Raw genomic sequence first — 16,281 nt, 5'->3', positions numbered from 1 at the left:
GCTTCGCTCTTGCAAATCCAAACTAAACCACTCGAAGCAAATATGTGCGCACGCTAGCCCCTTGTGGGAGAAGGTGGATCGGCGCAAAGCGCCGGGACGGAAGAGGGGTGCTGGACGGAGTGCCGTCGACGTCAAGCTGGAACACCCCTCATCGGACCGAGCTGCGCTCGGCCACCTTCTCCCCCTGTGGGAGAAGGCAGGAGCTCACCCGCCATCGTCTCTAGGCTGGCAAACCCCTGCTGCGCGTCACCTTCATCGAACGGCGTCATCGCCTGGCGAGCAGGAAGTCGATGAAGACACGCAAGGCCGGCGGAACCTGCCGGGAGCTCGTATGATATAGGTAAAAGCCCGGAAATCTGGGCGACCAGGCTTCGAGAAAGCGGATGAGCTTGCCGGTTTCGATCCACGGCCGAACCTGGTAATCCAGCATGTAAGCCACGCCGATCCCATCCAGGGCCGCCCTGATCATCAGTTCCGTGTCGTTGACCGTCAGACCGCCGTTCACGGCTATTTCCAAAGCGCGCTGGCCTCGCGCGAACTCCCATCGATAGATGTTGCCGCCACCGGGCCACTGGAAATTGATGCATTGGTGATGATGCAGGTCGGCGGGATGACGGGGTATGGGGTGACGCTCGAGATAGCTGGGCGCCGCCACTGCGGCCATCTCCAGCTCGTCGCTGAGTTTCACCGCCACCATGTCCTTATGCAGCCGCTCACCAAGCCTGATTCCGGCATCGAATCGTCCCTCCACAATGTCAGTCAGCGTGTCGTCGACGATTATGTTGAGGGCAATATCGGGATAGGCGCGGCGGAAATCGCCGAGCATGGGAGCGATGAAACGCATGGCGGCGATGCGTGGAACATTGATGCGCAGCGAGCCTGCCGGTCGATCGCGTGATGCATGCGCGTCGGCGACAGCCCCTTCGAGTTCACTGAATGCCGGTGCGAGGCGTGCAAACAGCGTTTCGCCTGCTGCGGTCGGCGACACGCTGCGGGTCGTGCGGTTGAGCAGCCGGACACCGACACGCTCTTCCAGTCCGCGTATCGTCTGGCTAAGCGCCGGCGGCGAAATCCTGAGCCTGGCCGCGGCGCGGACAAAGCTGCCTTCCTCGACGATCGTTGCGAACGCCTTCAGCTCGGAAAACTCGGCCCCGCGCATTATATATCCTAGACTTAACAAGCCTGTTCGATCATAGGCTATTATCTCAGCAATAGCATGCCCCTAACTTCCACATGGGACGCCGCTCGATTTGGAGCGCCGTAGCCGGACGAGAAAGGGATAGCAGCTATGTATCATTCGCTTGAAGGCAAAATCGCGCTCGTGACGGGCAGTTCGCGCGGCATTGGACGAGCCATCGCCGAGGGGCTCGCGACACACGGGGCGGCCGTGGTCGTCAACTATATCGGCAACGAGAAAGCCGCCCAGGAAGCCGTTGCCGCGATCCGCGAGAATGGCGGAAAAGCTCTTGCCGTTCAGGCCGATATCTCCAGCGTTTCCGACATCCGCCGGCTGTTCGACGAAACCGAAAAGCAGATGGGGGCAATTGACATCGTTGTCGCCAATGTCGGCGTCGCCGTCATAAAACCGCTGGTCGAGGCCACCGAAGCCGACTTCGACCACGTCTTCGGCGCCAATGCCAAAGGCACCTTCTTCACGCTTCAGGAAGCGGCGCGCCGCGTGCGCGACGGTGGCCGTATCATCGCGGTTTCCACCGGTGGAACCAAGATGTTCTTCACCCAGACCGCCCTTTATCTCGGCAGCAAAGGAGCCGTCGAGCAGTTCGTCCGCGTCCTCTCGCGCGAGCTCGGGCCGCGCGGCGTCACCGTGAATGCGCTTTCGCCGGGCTTTACCGACACCGACCTGCTTCCGGAGCGGGACCGGGCTGTGGCTGCCGGCATGTCGCCCTTCGGCAGGATCGGAGCGCCGCGCGACGTTGCCGATGTCGCGGTTTTCCTCGCCTCCGACGAGGCCCGCTGGCTGACCGGCGAGAACATTCAGGCCGGCGGCGGCGTCGCTTAACCGACGCAGCTTAGGCCGTAAACACAAACGGCATTCAGTGCGACGGTAAAGCGGGGTCGAGATCGATGTCTGGTTACGGCAACTCGAGAACTGTCTCGCCGCACTCAAACTCGTCGCAATCCGCATCTGGCTACGCGCTGAGTACGCGACCTAGTAGAGCCGTTCGCGGTTACCCGAGTCTATGATTGCCTGCATTTCTTCAACTGTCTGAGCTAGTTTTCCGTGCGCGACCAGCATTTCCGCAAAGGATGGCAACCCACTTGTGTCAGGCCACGCGTCCGGCTGCCACAATCCCGAGCGGACCATACATTTTGGACAGTGGGAAAGAACATGCAGGACGTCAACGACGAGCACGTGATCGGGTAGTTTCTGATTGACGGCCAGTGTTTCACGAAGCTCAAGATCTCGAACGATGATGGCCCTGCCGCTTACGCGCAACGTATACGTGACGCCTGGGATTACAAAAATTAGGCCGATATTCGGATTGATCAAAACATTGCGCAAAGTATCAAGCCGGCGATTGCCCAATCGGTCCGGGATGGCAAGAGTCCTATCGTCCAACACCTTAACAAATCCGACTGGATCGCCTTTTGGCGAGACGTCGACCATTCCATCGGCCCCGGCCGATGCCACGAAGACGAAAGGCGCATGAGCGATGAAGCGACGCGCATATTCGTCGATTATTTGTATTACCTTTGCGACCGAACGCTCTGGGGGCTGACCGACTACTGTTCGGAGCTCTTCCTCGCTGGTGACGACATTGCGAAAACGATGCCGAAGACTGGTCATATCGCATTGTCTGATGTCGCTGGGCATCCGATCTACCCCTCAGTTATGCAATCGTAGGTGAGCCAGGCGCGGGTGGTTTACTTTTCCAATGTGCGCGTCCTGAACTAATGAGTCCACGCCCTAATCCGCCATCGTCTCCAGGCTGGCGAACCCTTGTGGCGCGTCGCCTTCATCGAACGGCGTCGTCACCTCGACGAACGTGTCGGGGTAGAAGCCGTTGAACCGTGTCCTGAGCGACAGCGAATAGGCGCCGATATGGCCGATCTCGATCCAATCGCCGGTATCGACCGTTTCCGGCAGCCAGAACGGTCGCGACAGGATGTCGACGGAATCGCAGGTCGCGCCGCACACCTTGAACGGCACGATGGTCTTCTCCTCGCCATTGCGCGAACGGATCGCCGGGTCTGGAATGAAGCGCGCCGGCAGCGTGATCTTGCCGGTCCATGAATCCGACAGCGACGCCCAGATGCCGTCATTGATGTAGAGCCGCTTGCCCTTGCGCAGCAGCACGCGCACGATCAGCGACAGGCAGCGCGCCACGATCACCCTGCCCGGCTCAGCCACCAGCGGCGTCTGGTCGAACTGGTATTCCTTCAGATCGCCCGACAGCCGCGACATGATCTGGCCGAGCGACGGCATCTCGATCTGCTTGCGGTTGGGATCATGGCCGTATTCGGCGGGAAAACCGCCGCCGACATCGAGCCCGGCAATGTCGAAGCTGACGCGGTTGCGCACCCAGTCGGCCGAGGCCAGGGCCCGCTCATAGGTGTCGGGATCCTCGATCTGGCTGCCGACATGGAAGCACAAGCCGACCTTGTAGCCCGTCCGGTTCAGCCGTTCGGCCAGCTCGACCGCATTGGCCGGCCCGGCGCCGAATTTCTTCGACAGTTCGTAGGCGGCCGATCCCTTCGTCTGGATGCGCACGAACACGGTGATCGCACCCGGATCGATATCGAGCGCCCGCACCACGCGGGTCAGCTTGGTGATCTCGTCCTCATGGTCGAGCGAGATGACCCGGATGCCGTATTTCTCCAGCGCCAGCTTGATGTCCGACTGCGCCTTGACCGGATGCATGTAGAGCATCTCGGCGTCGGGCGAGACCGCGCGCACGGCGGCGAATTCGCCGGGCGAGGCCACGTCGAAAGCGCCAACGCCGGCCTCGACCAGCGCATTCAGCACGATCTGCTCGCCGTTGGTCTTGACCGCATAGGCGGTCTTGCCGGGAAACATGCCCATGAACTGCGCGGCATCCGCCTTCAGCACCTGCGGGCGAAAGCAATAGATCGGATCGTCCGGGCGAAGCGCCAGCGCCGCTTCGCGCGCATTTTCGAATCGCTGCATGGACGAATCCCTTGACCTAGACTGCGCACAATTAATCCAACCTATGCGTGAATGAAAACAATTCTATGTCTCGCGGCGCGGACGCCGCGGCGCTACGCCAGATGACAGGCCAGATGACAGAAAAGCTAGCCTACCGATCTGGTTTCGGGTGGCCCTTGCCGTCGAACAGGATATGGCCTGAACAGACGGCTGATTGGCTTGGCATTCAGAGCCATCTGGGAGGACGATCCATGGCGATCACAACCACGACTGCAATGCGCGGACCCATGGCCCTGAAAGACTGGGCACAGCTTCTGCTGCTCGGCGCGATCTGGGGTGGCTCGTTCTTCTTTGCCCGCATTGCGGTTGCCGATATCCCGCCGCTGGTGCTGGTGCTGTTTCGCGTCGCTATAGCGGCGCTGGCGCTGCAGCTCTATCTCGGCCTGCGCGGTCCGTCCTTCCGCCTCGCCTTGCCGCATGCCGGCCTGTTCTTCCTGCTGGCGCTCGTCAACAACGTCATTCCCTTTTCGCTGATCTTCGCCGGCCAGACCGAGCTTGGCGCCGGTGTCGCCTCGGTGCTCAATTCGACGACGCCGTTCTGGACGCTGGTCCTCGCCAACGCGCTGACATCAGACGAAAAACTCTCCTGGAACAAGCTTGCCGGGATCGCGCTCGGCATCGTCGGCACGGCGGTGATGATCGGTCCCGGCCTGCTTGCCGGGCTGGGCGGGCCGGTCTGGGCGAAATTCGCGCTGGTTGGCGCGTCGCTGTCCTATGCGGTTGCCCTGATGATTGCCCGCCGCTTCAAGGGCGTGCCGTCACCGGTCATCGCCACCGGACAATTGACCGCCTCGACCACCATCATGATCCCGGTCGTCCTGCTTAGCCACGGCAATGCCAACCTGTTTTCGGCCTCGCCGCCGGTCTGGGCAGCGGTGTTGGCGCTGGCCTTGCTGTCCACCGCCTTCGCCTACATCCTCTATTTCAACCTCGTCGCCTCGGCCGGCGCCACCAACGCCTCGCTGGTCACGCTGATCGTGCCGGCCAGCGCCATCCTGCTCGGTTTTCTGTTCCTGGGCGAACGGCTCGAATTGTTCGAACTCGGCGGCATGGCGCTGATCGCGCTCGGCCTCGTCATCATTGACGGCCGCCTGTTCGGCCGACGCTAATGCATGTCGCCCAACCTAGAGCGCGTCGCTTCCCATGCGCGACAGGCTTTAGAGCTTCGCATCCAATCGGAGGCGCAAACGACGCTCCAACCCGTTGAATCTTCGCATTGACCCGAAAATCGATTCCGATTTTCGGCAGCGGTAGCGCTGCCATATCCGTCGCTGCCCCAGCTTCGTCACATTTTATGCACAGGTCCGAAGCGGGATTTTGCCGAAGAGTTTCAATGCCTAACGGCAAATGGCCGCTCGTGAATTCCACAATGTCGTCGCATTGCAGCATATTTTCCGCTTGCCTGTGGCACAAATGACCCTAGACTCTGGCCATAGCTCTTTAAGAGGAGGCTATGACGTGGGACTCACGAGGCCAATCAACGCATTGATGATCTGTGCTGCGTTTGCATTCATCGGAGCCCTGATAATGGGCTTTCTTCCGTAGACCCGCCAAAGCAACGGAAGATCAGCACCGAATAGTCCAAGTCATCGAAAAGGCCGGGTTTTTACCCGGCCTTTTTGCATTTCCAGAGACTTGGCCGAGACTTACGCCGCAGCAGACCCCGCAGCTTCAGCCTCATGCGAGCGGATGCCGATCATGTGGCAGACGGCGAAGACCAGATCGGCCCGGTTCATGGTGTAGAAATGGAAATCGCCGACGCCGCGCTCGACAAGGTCCAGCACCTGCTCGGCCGCCACCGCGGACGCCACCAGCGCATGCGTCTGCGGGTCCGTCTGCAGCCCATCGAAGCGCTCGGCCATCCACGCCGGCACCAGCGCACCGCAGCGCGCCGAGAAATTGGCGACCTGGGTGAAATTGTGGACCGGCAATATGCCCGGCACGATCGGTATGTAGATTCCGGCCCGCCGTGCCCGCTCGACATAGCGCTCGTAGAGATCATTGTCGAAGAAGAACTGGGTGATCGCCCGTGTCGCGCCATTGTCGACCTTGCGCTTCAGCATGTCGATGTCGGTGGCGAAATCCGGGCTCTCCGGATGCTTTTCCGGATAGGCGGAGACCGAGATGTCGAAATCGCCGACACCTTTCAGCGCCCCCACCAGTTCGGCGCCATTGGCATAGCCGTCCGGATGCGGACGGTAGGCGGCGCCGACGCCCTCGGCCGGATCGCCGCGCAAGGCGACGAAGCGGGTGACACCCATGTCGGCGAATTCCTGAATGACTTCATCGACCTCGTGACGCGCCGCATCGACGCACGTCATGTGCGCCGCCGGCGTCAGCGCCGTTTCGTTGAGGATGCGCTTGACCGTGCGCGCTGTGCGCTCGCGCGTCGAGCCGCCGGCGCCATAGGTGACGGAGACGAATTTCGGCTTGAGCGGCTGCAGCCGGGTGACGGTGTCCCACAGCCTTGCTTCCATCTCGTCGTTCTTCGGCGGGAAGAACTCGAACGAAACTCTGACCTTGTCACCAATGTCAGGGCGGCGGGAAAAGCGGAACTGGTTCATCAGGCGGTTTCCCCTATCGGATAGGCATTGGCCGGTTGTGCGTGGTTGGAAGGATCGGCGATCAGCATGCGCTGGTCACGGCCGAGCCACAGTTTTACGGTGAGCCTGGGCTCGTTGCCACCGCGCGGCTCGAATTCCTGGCTCTCCTCGAGGTCGAGCCCGGCCTCGGAAAACCACTCGGTGATCTGCCGGTCGGAAAAGCCGAGCCGCACATGCGCGTGGGCGTCGCGCAGGAATTCCAGCGAATGCGGAGCGAAATCCACGATCACCAGCCGGCCTGCCGGACGCAGCAGCCTTGCTGCCTCGCGGATGGCGCGGGCGGGATCGTCGAGATAGTGCAGCACCTGGTGGATGGTGACGAGATCGAAGGCGTCGCGCTCGACCGGCGGCGCAAAAATATCGCCCTGGCGTACCTGCGCATTCGAAACGCCGGCCTTGTCGAGGTTGGCGCGCGCCACGGTCAGCATCTCGCGCGACATGTCGATGCCGATGCCGCGCCGGTAGAGCGGCGAAAAGATCTCGAGCAGCCGCCCGGTGCCGGTGCCAAGATCGAGCATCGACTGGAACGGCCGCTTGCCGACGAGCTTAAGCAGCGCTGCCTCCACGGCGCGGTCCGGCACATGCAGCGAACGGATATGATCCCAGCTTGCGGCGTTTAAGGAGAAATATTCGGCGGCGCGATCCTGCCGCTTGCGCTTGACTGCTGCCAGCCGCTCGAGGTCACGCTCGACCTGCGGGTCGGCGCCATGGATGCCGGAAACCAACCGCAGCACGAAATCCCGCGCCGCATCCGAATCCGACAGCCGGAAGAAGGCCCATGAGCCCTCCTGGTAGCGGCCAATCAGCCCCGCCTCCAGCAGCAGCTTCAGGTGGCGCGAGACGCGCGGCTGTGACTGGCCGAGGATTTCGGTGAGATCGGAAACGGTCAGGTCGCCGCGCGACAGCAACGCCAGGATGCGCAACCGGCTGGATTCGGCCGCCGCCTTCAATGTATCTACCATGGTGTCGAGAGCGACATGCATGCGAGCATTCTCTTTGAAAAAGATATAAACATATGTTTATGTCGATTTTGATAGCCTTGCAAGCGCTATGTCGCTTCCGGACAAGAAAATGGCGCATGCGTGACGGATCGCGCAAAGCCGGAAGCAGGATCGGGGCGAAAACCATGTTCGAGACGCGCAGCGGCGAAAAGCTTCTGGAAACCGATCCGGCCGATATGCCGCCGGACGGCCATGTCGTCTTCATCGGCCGCATCGCCTCGCCCTGGACCGCGCGGGAGACTTGCCCCAAGAACATGAAAGCCGCGCGGGAAACCGGACAGCAGGCGGTTCTCACGATCGATCCGCGCTATCGTAACGGTCTGCTTGGTTTGGAGCGCGCCAGCCACGTCATCATCCTGTCCTGGCTGCACCACGCGCCGCGGACCCTGATTGTTCAGAAACCCCGCCATGCGGCTGAACCGAAGGGCGTTTTTTCGCTGCGCTCCCCGGCCCGGCCGAACCCGGTCGGGTTGCATATCGCCAGGCTCGTCGCCCTCGACATCGACACGGGCCGTATCGATCTCGATGCCATCGACGTGCTCGATGGCACGCCGGTCATCGATATCAAGCCTTATTTCGCCTCGACCGATGCCTTTGCCGACGCAACCATTGCCGGACGGGACGAGCCCGGACAGGTTGTGCGTTGAGCGCGCCGACCGGCCGCCGCCGCGCCATCGCCAAGGCGCTGACAGCGCTTTTGCCGCTGGCGCCCTATGCCGACATGGAAAAGATCCGCGCCGACGCCGGCGCAGTGCATATGAAGAGCTTGCCGCCGACAATCGCGGTGTGGCTGGCGACCATCGCTCATATCCGTCATGTGCACACCGACTACGAAAAGCTGCTGGCCGAAGGCTACGACCGCGACTCGGCGCGTTTCTTCGTCATGGAACAGACCAACATCGTGCTGACCCGCTGGCGCGCCACGCGTCTGCTCGAGGATAACGATGAGGAATAACAACGTCTCTCGATGGCTCATCCAGAACCCCAGCCTGTCTCTTGTGCCACCCGCCCGCAGCGCTCTATCGCGTCTGGACGGATGACCTGACGGAGGACGTGATGAGCAACTTGATCGATCCGCAAGCCAAACCACTGCCCTCGCTCTCCGCCCGCCACATAGACCCGCACTCCTATCCGGAAGGTGTTGCCTTCCTGGACGGGCAATATCTGCCGATGTCGCAGGCCAAGATCTCGGTGCTGGATTGGGGCTTCCTGCATTCCGACGCCACCTACGACACCGTGCATGTCTGGAACGGCCGCTTCTTCCGCCTCGACCTGCATCTCGATCGCTTCTTCGGCGGGCTGGAAAAGCTGCGCATGACGATCCCGTTCGACCGCGATGGCGTGGCCGAAATCCTCCACAATTGCGTGGCACTGTCGGGTCATCGCGCCGCTTATGTCGAGATGCTGTGCACGCGCGGCACCTCGCCGACCTTCAGCCGCGACCCGCGCGACGCGGTCAACCGCTTCATGGCGTTCGCCGTTCCCTTCGGCTCGGTCGCCAATGCCGAGCAATTGCAGCGCGGCCTGCATGTGGCGATAAGCGACAAGGTGCGCATCCCACCGGCCTCGATCGACCCGGCGATCAAGAACTATCATTGGCTCGACCTGGTGCGAGGCCTCTACGACGCCTATGACCGCGGCGCCGAGACCGCGCTGGTCCTAAATTTCAACGGTAATGTCGCGGAAGGCCCCGGCTTCAACGTCTTTTGCGTGGATGACGGTAAACTGTCGACCCCGGCTGTCGGCGTGCTGCCCGGCATCACCCGTCGCACCGTCTTCGATCTCTGCGCAGAGGCGGGGCTTGCAGTTGCAGCGGCCGATATCAGCGTCGCTGCGCTGCGTCAGTCCGACGAGGTCTTCATCACCTCGACCGCCGGGGGCATCATGCCGGTGACGATGATCGACGGTGTTCCGGTCGCGGACGGCAAGGTCGGTGCGATTACCAGGCGCCTTATGGCGATCTATTGGCAAAAGCACGAGGACTCGGCCTGGTCGGGCCCAGTGCGCTATCCCTGACCCAAAGCCTGGCTACGCGCGGTAAATCCACTGCTCGGGCACACGCACCGAAATCTCCTCGCCGGTCGTGATGCGGCCTGGTTTTTCGACCCAGGCGACGAGGCCGCGCAACCGCTTTGCCGCTTTCGGGAACAGCAATGCGCCGGCCTCGTGGTCGGCCATTCCGGCATTTTCGGCGACCGATCGCCCGGCGATGCGGCAAGGCCCGTTCTGCGCGTCGACCTTAATGGTAACGCCGCCTTTGAAGAACAGCAGCGTGCCGGAAGGCAGCATGGAGAGATGCGGCAGGCCTTCGATCAACAGATTGGCGCCGATCCACTCCGGCTTGATCTCGGCGATGCCCATCCGCTGGGCGACGATCGCCAGCTCGTCCGCCGCCACAATCGACAGCTGCCGCTCGTTGCGCATCTCGGTGCCGCGTGGATACCAGGGCTCGCGCCCGCCGGAGCGCCGCGTCGCGCCGGCGTGGAAATCGCCGCCGATACCGTCGAAGCCAAGCCGCAATTCATCCACCGCGCGTGTCTCGAAATGATCTGATGGCGCGACGTAAAGCGCGGCCACCTGCGCGGCAAGCTTCCGCGCCGGGATGATTTCGACCGGGTTTTCGGTCTCGGGGAAGAGATCCAGCATAGGCTTCGCTCCGTGCGTGATGCCAAGCAATTAGCCGCTGTCAGCTCATCAGGTCCAGTCTAAAGCGCTGATGCCCCAATCAAGCAGACTGATGCGATTATACCGGCGCCTTCTAGGCCGTGTGGACGAATTGACTCGGCATTGTGTCGGAATCACTGACGATCACGCGTCCTAGAGATATAACCATCTCGGAGAATGACGATGCGACGCACACTCGACAGATCCTTAGAAGTGACGATTCAGAAGAGTCCTGCCAAGGGCGGTTGGACCTACGTGGTTTGGCCCGACTCCGCAGATTTCTTTGGGACCAGAGGCTTGGTAAAGGTTCGGGCGACTGCTGACGGCGTACCCTTCCAAAGCTCTTTCATGGCTCTTGGCGACGGCAGACACAAGTTACCTCTCAAGGCCGACCTGCTCAAAGCGATCGGGAAGCAATCGGGTGACAGCATCACGATCACTCTCGTTGAGCGGCTAAACTAATACTGGTGCCATTCGCGCCAAAGTGGATCAGAGCATGCGCAATAGCGCCCCGCCAATCGAATAGCCCGCGCCGAAGGCGCAGAGCAGGCCGTAGTCGCCGGCCTTCATGTCGGCATGGTTCTCCGACAGGGCGACGATCGCGCCGGCGCCGGCGGTGTTGCCGAGGCGCTCCAGCACCATCGGCGCGCGGTCATGGCCGACCTCGTGGCCGAATGACAGCTTCAGGATCATGGCGTTCATCCGGGCATTCGCCTGGTGCAGCCAGAAGCGCCGGATCGCCTGCGGCGTCAGCCCGTGCTCGGCCAGGAACTCGACGATGAACTTGTGCCCGGCGACGGTGACTTCCTTGAACACCTTGTTGCCGACCTGCTTGATCAGGTTGCCTTCCAGATTGATCATATACGGATCGTCCTGGGCAGTGCGCGTGTAGTAGCCGAGATTGGTGCGGATGTTGTTGGACATCTGCGTCCAGGTGCGCGTGTCGAGCACCTCGAAGCGTCCCGGCCGCTTGTCGCCCTGGGCAAGCCCCTCGACGATCATCGAGACCGAAGCATCGCCGAAGATGAAATGCGTCTGCCGGTCGCGGAAGTTGAGATGGCCGGTGATGATCTCGGGCGTCGTCACCAGCACGCGCCTGTGAGCGCCAGCCCGCACCAGATTGACCGCAATGTGCAATGCCGCCGCCGCCGACGAGCAGCCAAGGCCCATGTCGAAGCCGGCGCCCTTCGTGCCCATCGCCTGCTGCATCTCGATGGCGATGGCCGGATAGGGCCGCTGGTGATGCGAGGCCGAGCAGATCACCAGGTCGATATCCCCAGGCTCCAGGCCGGCATGGTCGAGCGCTTTCCTGGCCGACGCGATGCCGAACTCGGCTTCGAGCGACAGTGCATCGTCGGGCCGCGCCGGAATCCGCGGCGCCATGCGGGTCGGGTCGAGAATGCCTTCCCGCTCGATCACATGGCGGGTCTGTACGCCCGAAGCATGGACGATGAAGGCACTGTCTGACTTCTGCAGCAGCGTCTCGCCCGAAGCCTCGCGGCGGACATTCTCCATGTCGACCCAGGCATTGAAGCTGTCGACCAGTTCTTCATTGGTGATCGAAGGCTCGGGGATTTCAACGCCGATACCGCTGATGATGACGCGATGCATTTCCACCCCATGCGCAGGCGTTGCGGCTCTCATTTGGGCGCCGCGAAGGTTGGGCGCAACTGTTTTTCGTATCTGGTGGGTGTTTACGCCGGCTTAAATCAAGTGCCTGAGGCAAAAGACCACAACCTTGCGTTGCCGAAATGCGCATGGTGCGGATCAAGCGCCGCGAGGCACTGCCTCTCGGTGTGGCTACCGTTTCTAAGCGGATCGCCGCGCGACGATGAACAGGCGCGGAAAACGCAGCAGCACCTTGCCGTTTGCCGTCTTCGAATAGGCTTCGGTTATTCCGGTAGTGTAGCGCTCGAGGAAGAGCCGCCGCTCGTCCTCGTCGAGCGGATCGAGGAACGGCTTCAGCCCGGTCGACTTCAGCCATTCGACAATGGCTTCGGCACCGGCAAGCGGATGATTGTAGGCGGCGTGCCAGATGTCGAGCCGGTCTGAGAACGGCGACAAAAGATCGTAGTAGAACGACACCGGCGGCAGCGGCCCGCCCGCAGCACCCTCGAGCTTTGAGGCAAACGGCATTTCGGCCGCCGTCTCCCGCATCAGTCGGTGTGAGGGCTCGCCCATATTGTCGGGCATCTGCACGGCAAGCGCGCCGCCGGGCGCCAAAAATCCCATCAGCCGCTGGAAGATCGCCGGATGCTCCGGCAGCCACTGGAATACCGCATTGGCGAAGATCACGTCGACCGGCTGTTCGGGCAGCCACGCCGCCGCATCCGCCAGCTCGAATGTTACTTCAGGCAGACGCGCCCTCGCCTTCTCGATCATGTCAGGCGAGGTGTCGAAGCCGCTGACCTGCGCGCTCGGCCAGCGCGCGACCAGCAATTCGGTAGAATTCCCCGGCCCGCAACCGATGTCGACCACCCGGCGCGGTGCCTCCACTGGCACCTGCGCGACAAGATCTCGCGACGGCCGCGTGCGCTCGTCCTCGAATTTGAGATATTGGGCGGCGGACCAGTCGGCCATTTCAGCTCCTCAGATCATTTGAGAATTCGCCGCCCTAAAAACTTTACCGCGTCAACCTCTTGTACGTCATGCGGTGCGGATTGACGGCATCGGGGCCGAGCCGGCGGATCTTGTCCTGCTCGTAATCCTCGAAATTGCCCTCGAACCATTCGACATGGCTGTCGCCTTCGAATGCCAGGATGTGCGTCGCCAGCCGGTCGAGGAACATGCGATCGTGCGAGATGATGACGGCGCAGCCGGCGAAGTTTTCCAGCGCGTCTTCGAGTGCCGCCAGCGTTTCCGTATCGAGATCGTTGGTCGGTTCGTCGAGCAGCAGCACATTGCCGCCGGTCTTCAGCATCTTGGCCAGGTGCACGCGGTTGCGCTGGCCGCCGGACAGATTGCCGACCTTCTGCTGCTGATCGCCGCCACGGAAATTGAACGACGCGCAGTAGGCACGGGTGTTGGTCTCGAACTTGCCGAGCTTGACCACTTCGGCGCCGCCCGAGATTTCTTCCCACACGGTCTTGGTCGGGTCGAGTGCGTCGCGGCTCTGGTCGACGTAACCGAGCTTGACCGTCTCGCCGACGCGGATCGTGCCGGCATCCGGCTTTTCCTGGCCGGTGATCATGCGGAACAGCGTCGTCTTGCCGGCGCCGTTCGGGCCGATGACGCCGACGATGCCGCCGGGCGGCAGCTTGAATTCGAGATCGTCGATCAACAGCGTGTCGCCAAAGCCCTTCGACAGGCCCTCGACCTCGATCACCACATTGCCGAGCCGCTCGCCATGCGGAATGACGATCTGGGTGTCGCTCGGGCGTCGCTTGTCAGCCGCATCCAGCAGATCCTGGAACGCCTGGATGCGCGCTTTCGACTTGGTCTGCCGGGCTTTCGGGCTGGACTGTATCCACTCGCGCTCGCGGCCGATCGCTCGCTGGCGCGCATCGTCCTCGCGGCCTTCCTGCTTGAGCCGCTTGGCCTTGGCTTCGAGATATTTGGTGTAGTTGCCCTCATAGGGAATGCCGCGGCCGCGGTCGAGCTCGAGGATCCAGCCGGTGACGTTGTCGAGGAAGTAGCGATCGTGGGTGATGATCATCACCGCGCCCGGATAGGCGCGCAGATGCTTTTCCAGCCACGCCGTCGTCTCGGCGTCGAGATGGTTGGTCGGTTCGTCGAGCAGCAGAAGGTCGGGCTGGCGCAGCAGGAGCTGGCAAAGCGCGACGCGGCGGCGCTCGCCGCCCGACAGCTTGGTGACATCGGTTTCCTTGGGCGGACAGCCGAGCGCTTCCATCGCCATCTCGACCTGCTGTTCGAGATCCCACAGGTTCAGCCGGTCCATCTCGTCCTGGAGCTTGGCCGACTCGTCGGCCGTCTCGTCGGAATAGTTCATCATCAATTCGTTGTAGCGCTCGATGATCGCGGTCTTGGCGGCGACGCCTTCCATGACGTTCTCGAACACGGTCTTGCTCGCATCGAGTGCCGGCTCTTGCGCCAGGTAACCGACGGTGGCGCCTTCGGCCAGCCACGCCTCGCCGCTCCACTCCTTGTCGATGCCGGCCATGATCTTGAGGATGGTCGACTTGCCGGCGCCGTTCGGGCCGAGGATGCCGATCTTGGCGTCGGGGTAGAAGGAGAGGTGAATGTTCTCGAGCACCTTCTTGGTGCCATAGGCCTTGTTGAGGCCGGCCATGTGATAGATGAACTGGCGTGCCACGCGCGCTTTCCCTGAAAAGTCGACTGGATGTCGGATTGAATGGAAGTTGCGCGCTATGTAGGCGATGCCGCGCCGAACGGCAAACTGTTTTGGCATTTCGAACCACCCTATGGGCCAAGCCGCTCATCGAAATGTCGCCGCTTTGGTTCGCTGCATGGTCCGGCGAAAGCTCGGGTTAACCATTCCGCGCCAAAGGTGTTGGATTGGGAATCGCCGGCAAGCCGCGATTTCTGCAGAGAGATCGGATCGTGCTGAACAGTTTCCTGCTCCTTGCCGAAGCGGTTCTCTATTTCGGCGTCATGGTCACGCTTTTCCGGTTCAGGCAGCGCATCGGCCTCGGCGTGTTCGTCTGCGCGCTCGGCGTCATGCATTTTCTCGAAACCTACCTCGCCAGCGTCTTTTATGTCGCCCTGCCGTTCGGCATGGTTTCGCCCGGTTCCGCGGTGCTGTTTTCCGGCAAGCTGGTGATGCTGCTGCTGCTCTACATCAAGGAGGACGCGGCAACCGTCCGGCAGCCCATCTATGGCCTGTTGCTCGGCAATGCCTTGATGATCGGGCTTGTGCTGGTCCTGCGCCTGCATGAAATCGCACCGCTTCCCAATGGCAGGCTTCCCGACATCGGCTTCATCGACCAGATGGGCTGGCTGATGGTGTGGGGCACGACGCTGCTCTTCATCGACGCCATCCTGATCATCCTGCTTTACGAAAAGCTTGGGCGTTATCTTCGCAAGGAGCTGTTCTTCCGCATCCTGATCTCCGTCGCTTGCGTGCTCACTTTCGACCAGGCTGGATTTTTCACCGCGCTGCACTTCGTCACCGGCGCGCCGATCGCGGTTTTCTTTGGCGGCTGGTTCGCCAAGATGGCGGCAGCACTTGCTTACAGCACCATGCTTGTCGCTTATATCAAATGGTTCGAGGCGCGGCAGATTCCGGCGCCGCGCGGCCTGTCCGATATTTTCGACACGCTGACCTATCGCGAGCGCTACGAGGCGCTGGTCGAGCATGTCGGCCGCGACGGCCTCACCGGCCTGCTGCACCGGGGCCGCTTCGACAGCGACGGTGAAGCCGCTGTAGCGGCCAGTCTGCGGACGGCCAAGCCGCTCAGCCTCCTGATCATCGATGTCGACCATTTCAAATCGATCAACGACCGCTTCGGCCACGCCGAGGGCGACAAGGTGCTGAAATCCGTCGCCGCCCTGCTTGGCGAAATTGTCGATCCCGAGGATCAGGTGTTCAGGATCGGCGGCGAGGAATTCGCCATCCTCTGCTCACGTTCGTATTCGGTCGCCAGGCTGCTCGGCGAAAGCATCAGGCAGGCGGTCAAGACATCGGCAAGCACCAGCCGGTTCGACATCACCGTCAGCGCCGGCATCTCCACCGTCAGCGAAACGACCCGCTGCCTTGCCGATGTCTTTGCGCTGGCCGACCAGCGCCTCTACAAAGCCAAATCGACCGGCCGCGACCGCGTCGTCGGCGAACCGGGCGGCCACGAGGCCGATAGCCTCCGACGGACCAGGCCAGCGCGCGGCATCGGCGCATAGGCATTCCGTG

16 protein-coding genes are annotated in these 16,281 nt (G+C 62.0%); 7 read left to right on the top strand and 9 right to left on the bottom strand.

Features of this window, described 5'->3' with window-relative positions; all coding sequences use genetic code 11:
• Nucleotides 1-265: 265 nt before the first annotated feature.
• Nucleotides 266-1,159, bottom strand: a complete 894-nt coding sequence (locus tag CIT26_RS08985) for a LysR family transcriptional regulator (protein WP_095492251.1) — start codon at nt 1,157-1,159, stop codon at nt 266-268.
• Nucleotides 1,160-1,288: 129 nt separating this feature from the next.
• On the opposite strand from CIT26_RS08985, the gene CIT26_RS08980 reads away from it, so the two are divergent.
• Nucleotides 1,289-2,020, top strand: coding sequence for an SDR family oxidoreductase (locus CIT26_RS08980; RefSeq protein ID WP_095492250.1), 732 nt, complete (start codon nt 1,289-1,291; stop codon nt 2,018-2,020).
• Between the two features lie 150 nt (nt 2,021-2,170).
• Here the strand turns inward: CIT26_RS08980 and CIT26_RS08975 are convergent, their stop codons facing one another.
• Nucleotides 2,171-2,836 carry an MSMEG_1061 family FMN-dependent PPOX-type flavoprotein gene (locus tag CIT26_RS08975; protein ID WP_245319276.1) on the bottom strand — a complete coding sequence of 222 codons (666 nt, stop codon included), beginning with the start codon at nt 2,834-2,836 and terminating at the stop codon, nt 2,171-2,173.
• Between the two features lie 93 nt (nt 2,837-2,929).
• On the bottom strand, nt 2,930-4,150 hold the full coding sequence (locus CIT26_RS08970) for an alanine racemase (RefSeq protein ID WP_095492249.1): 1,221 nt from the start codon (nt 4,148-4,150) through the stop codon (nt 2,930-2,932).
• 230 nt (nt 4,151-4,380) lie between these two features.
• Here CIT26_RS08970 and CIT26_RS08965 point away from each other — a divergent pair, with 230 nt between their 5' ends.
• Complete coding sequence (locus tag CIT26_RS08965; protein ID WP_095492248.1) at nt 4,381-5,298, top strand: DMT family transporter; 918 nt, start codon at nt 4,381-4,383, stop codon at nt 5,296-5,298.
• Nucleotides 5,299-5,835: 537 nt separating this feature from the next.
• On the opposite strand, the gene metF is transcribed toward CIT26_RS08965, so the two are convergent.
• Together metF and CIT26_RS08955 are read right to left on the bottom strand one after the other, a co-directional pair.
• Nucleotides 5,836-6,753 (bottom strand): methylenetetrahydrofolate reductase [NAD(P)H], encoded by a 918-nt coding sequence (gene metF, locus CIT26_RS08960; protein WP_095492247.1) that lies wholly within the window; start codon nt 6,751-6,753, stop codon nt 5,836-5,838.
• A complete protein-coding gene (locus tag CIT26_RS08955; protein ID WP_095492246.1) occupies nt 6,753-7,775 on the bottom strand; it encodes an ArsR/SmtB family transcription factor in 1,023 nt (340 codons plus the stop codon). Before CIT26_RS08955 ends, metF begins: the two co-directional genes overlap by 1 nt.
• A gap of 143 nt (nt 7,776-7,918) precedes the next feature.
• Between CIT26_RS08955 and tsaA the strand changes: the two genes are divergently transcribed.
• The 3 genes from tsaA (at nt 7,919) to CIT26_RS08940 (ending at nt 9,809) form a co-directional block, all read left to right on the top strand.
• Nucleotides 7,919-8,440, top strand: coding sequence for a tRNA (N6-threonylcarbamoyladenosine(37)-N6)-methyltransferase TrmO (gene tsaA / locus CIT26_RS08950; RefSeq protein ID WP_167391331.1), 522 nt, complete (start codon nt 7,919-7,921; stop codon nt 8,438-8,440).
• Complete coding sequence (locus CIT26_RS08945) at nt 8,437-8,748, top strand: DUF2293 domain-containing protein (protein ID WP_095492245.1); 312 nt, start codon at nt 8,437-8,439, stop codon at nt 8,746-8,748. Before tsaA ends, CIT26_RS08945 begins: the two co-directional genes overlap by 4 nt.
• A gap of 101 nt (nt 8,749-8,849) precedes the next feature.
• Entirely contained in the window at nt 8,850-9,809 is a 960-nt protein-coding gene (locus tag CIT26_RS08940; RefSeq protein WP_095492244.1) for an aminotransferase class IV, read from the top strand.
• A 12-nt stretch (nt 9,810-9,821) separates the two neighbouring features.
• On the opposite strand, the gene CIT26_RS08935 is transcribed toward CIT26_RS08940, so the two are convergent.
• Entirely contained in the window at nt 9,822-10,439 is a 618-nt protein-coding gene (locus CIT26_RS08935) for an MOSC domain-containing protein (protein WP_095492243.1), read from the bottom strand.
• A 195-nt stretch (nt 10,440-10,634) separates the two neighbouring features.
• Between CIT26_RS08935 and CIT26_RS08930 the strand changes: the two genes are divergently transcribed.
• Complete coding sequence (locus CIT26_RS08930) at nt 10,635-10,919, top strand: DUF1905 domain-containing protein (RefSeq protein WP_342586995.1); 285 nt, start codon at nt 10,635-10,637, stop codon at nt 10,917-10,919.
• A gap of 27 nt (nt 10,920-10,946) precedes the next feature.
• Here CIT26_RS08930 and CIT26_RS08925 read toward each other — a convergent pair whose 3' ends face one another.
• From CIT26_RS08925 to ettA, 3 genes are all read right to left on the bottom strand, one after another.
• A complete protein-coding gene (locus tag CIT26_RS08925) occupies nt 10,947-12,068 on the bottom strand; it encodes a beta-ketoacyl-ACP synthase III (protein WP_095492241.1) in 1,122 nt (373 codons plus the stop codon).
• A gap of 198 nt (nt 12,069-12,266) precedes the next feature.
• The gene (tam, locus tag CIT26_RS08920) at nt 12,267-13,037 is read right to left on the bottom strand and encodes a trans-aconitate 2-methyltransferase (RefSeq protein WP_095492240.1); all 771 of its coding nucleotides are present in this window, start codon (nt 13,035-13,037) and stop codon (nt 12,267-12,269) included.
• A gap of 43 nt (nt 13,038-13,080) precedes the next feature.
• On the bottom strand, nt 13,081-14,730 hold the full coding sequence (ettA, locus tag CIT26_RS08915) for an energy-dependent translational throttle protein EttA (RefSeq protein ID WP_095492255.1): 1,650 nt from the start codon (nt 14,728-14,730) through the stop codon (nt 13,081-13,083).
• A 248-nt stretch (nt 14,731-14,978) separates the two neighbouring features.
• On the opposite strand from ettA, the gene CIT26_RS08910 reads away from it, so the two are divergent.
• The gene (locus CIT26_RS08910) at nt 14,979-16,271 is read left to right on the top strand and encodes a GGDEF domain-containing protein (protein ID WP_095492254.1); all 1,293 of its coding nucleotides are present in this window, start codon (nt 14,979-14,981) and stop codon (nt 16,269-16,271) included.
• Nucleotides 16,272-16,281 lie beyond the last annotated feature (10 nt).

The organism is Mesorhizobium temperatum (assembly GCF_002284575.1).
Classification (GTDB): Bacteria; Pseudomonadota; Alphaproteobacteria; order Rhizobiales; family Rhizobiaceae; genus Mesorhizobium; species Mesorhizobium temperatum.
The sequence above is the reverse complement of the archived record's forward strand: the minus strand, read 5'-3'. Positions and strand labels throughout refer to the sequence as shown.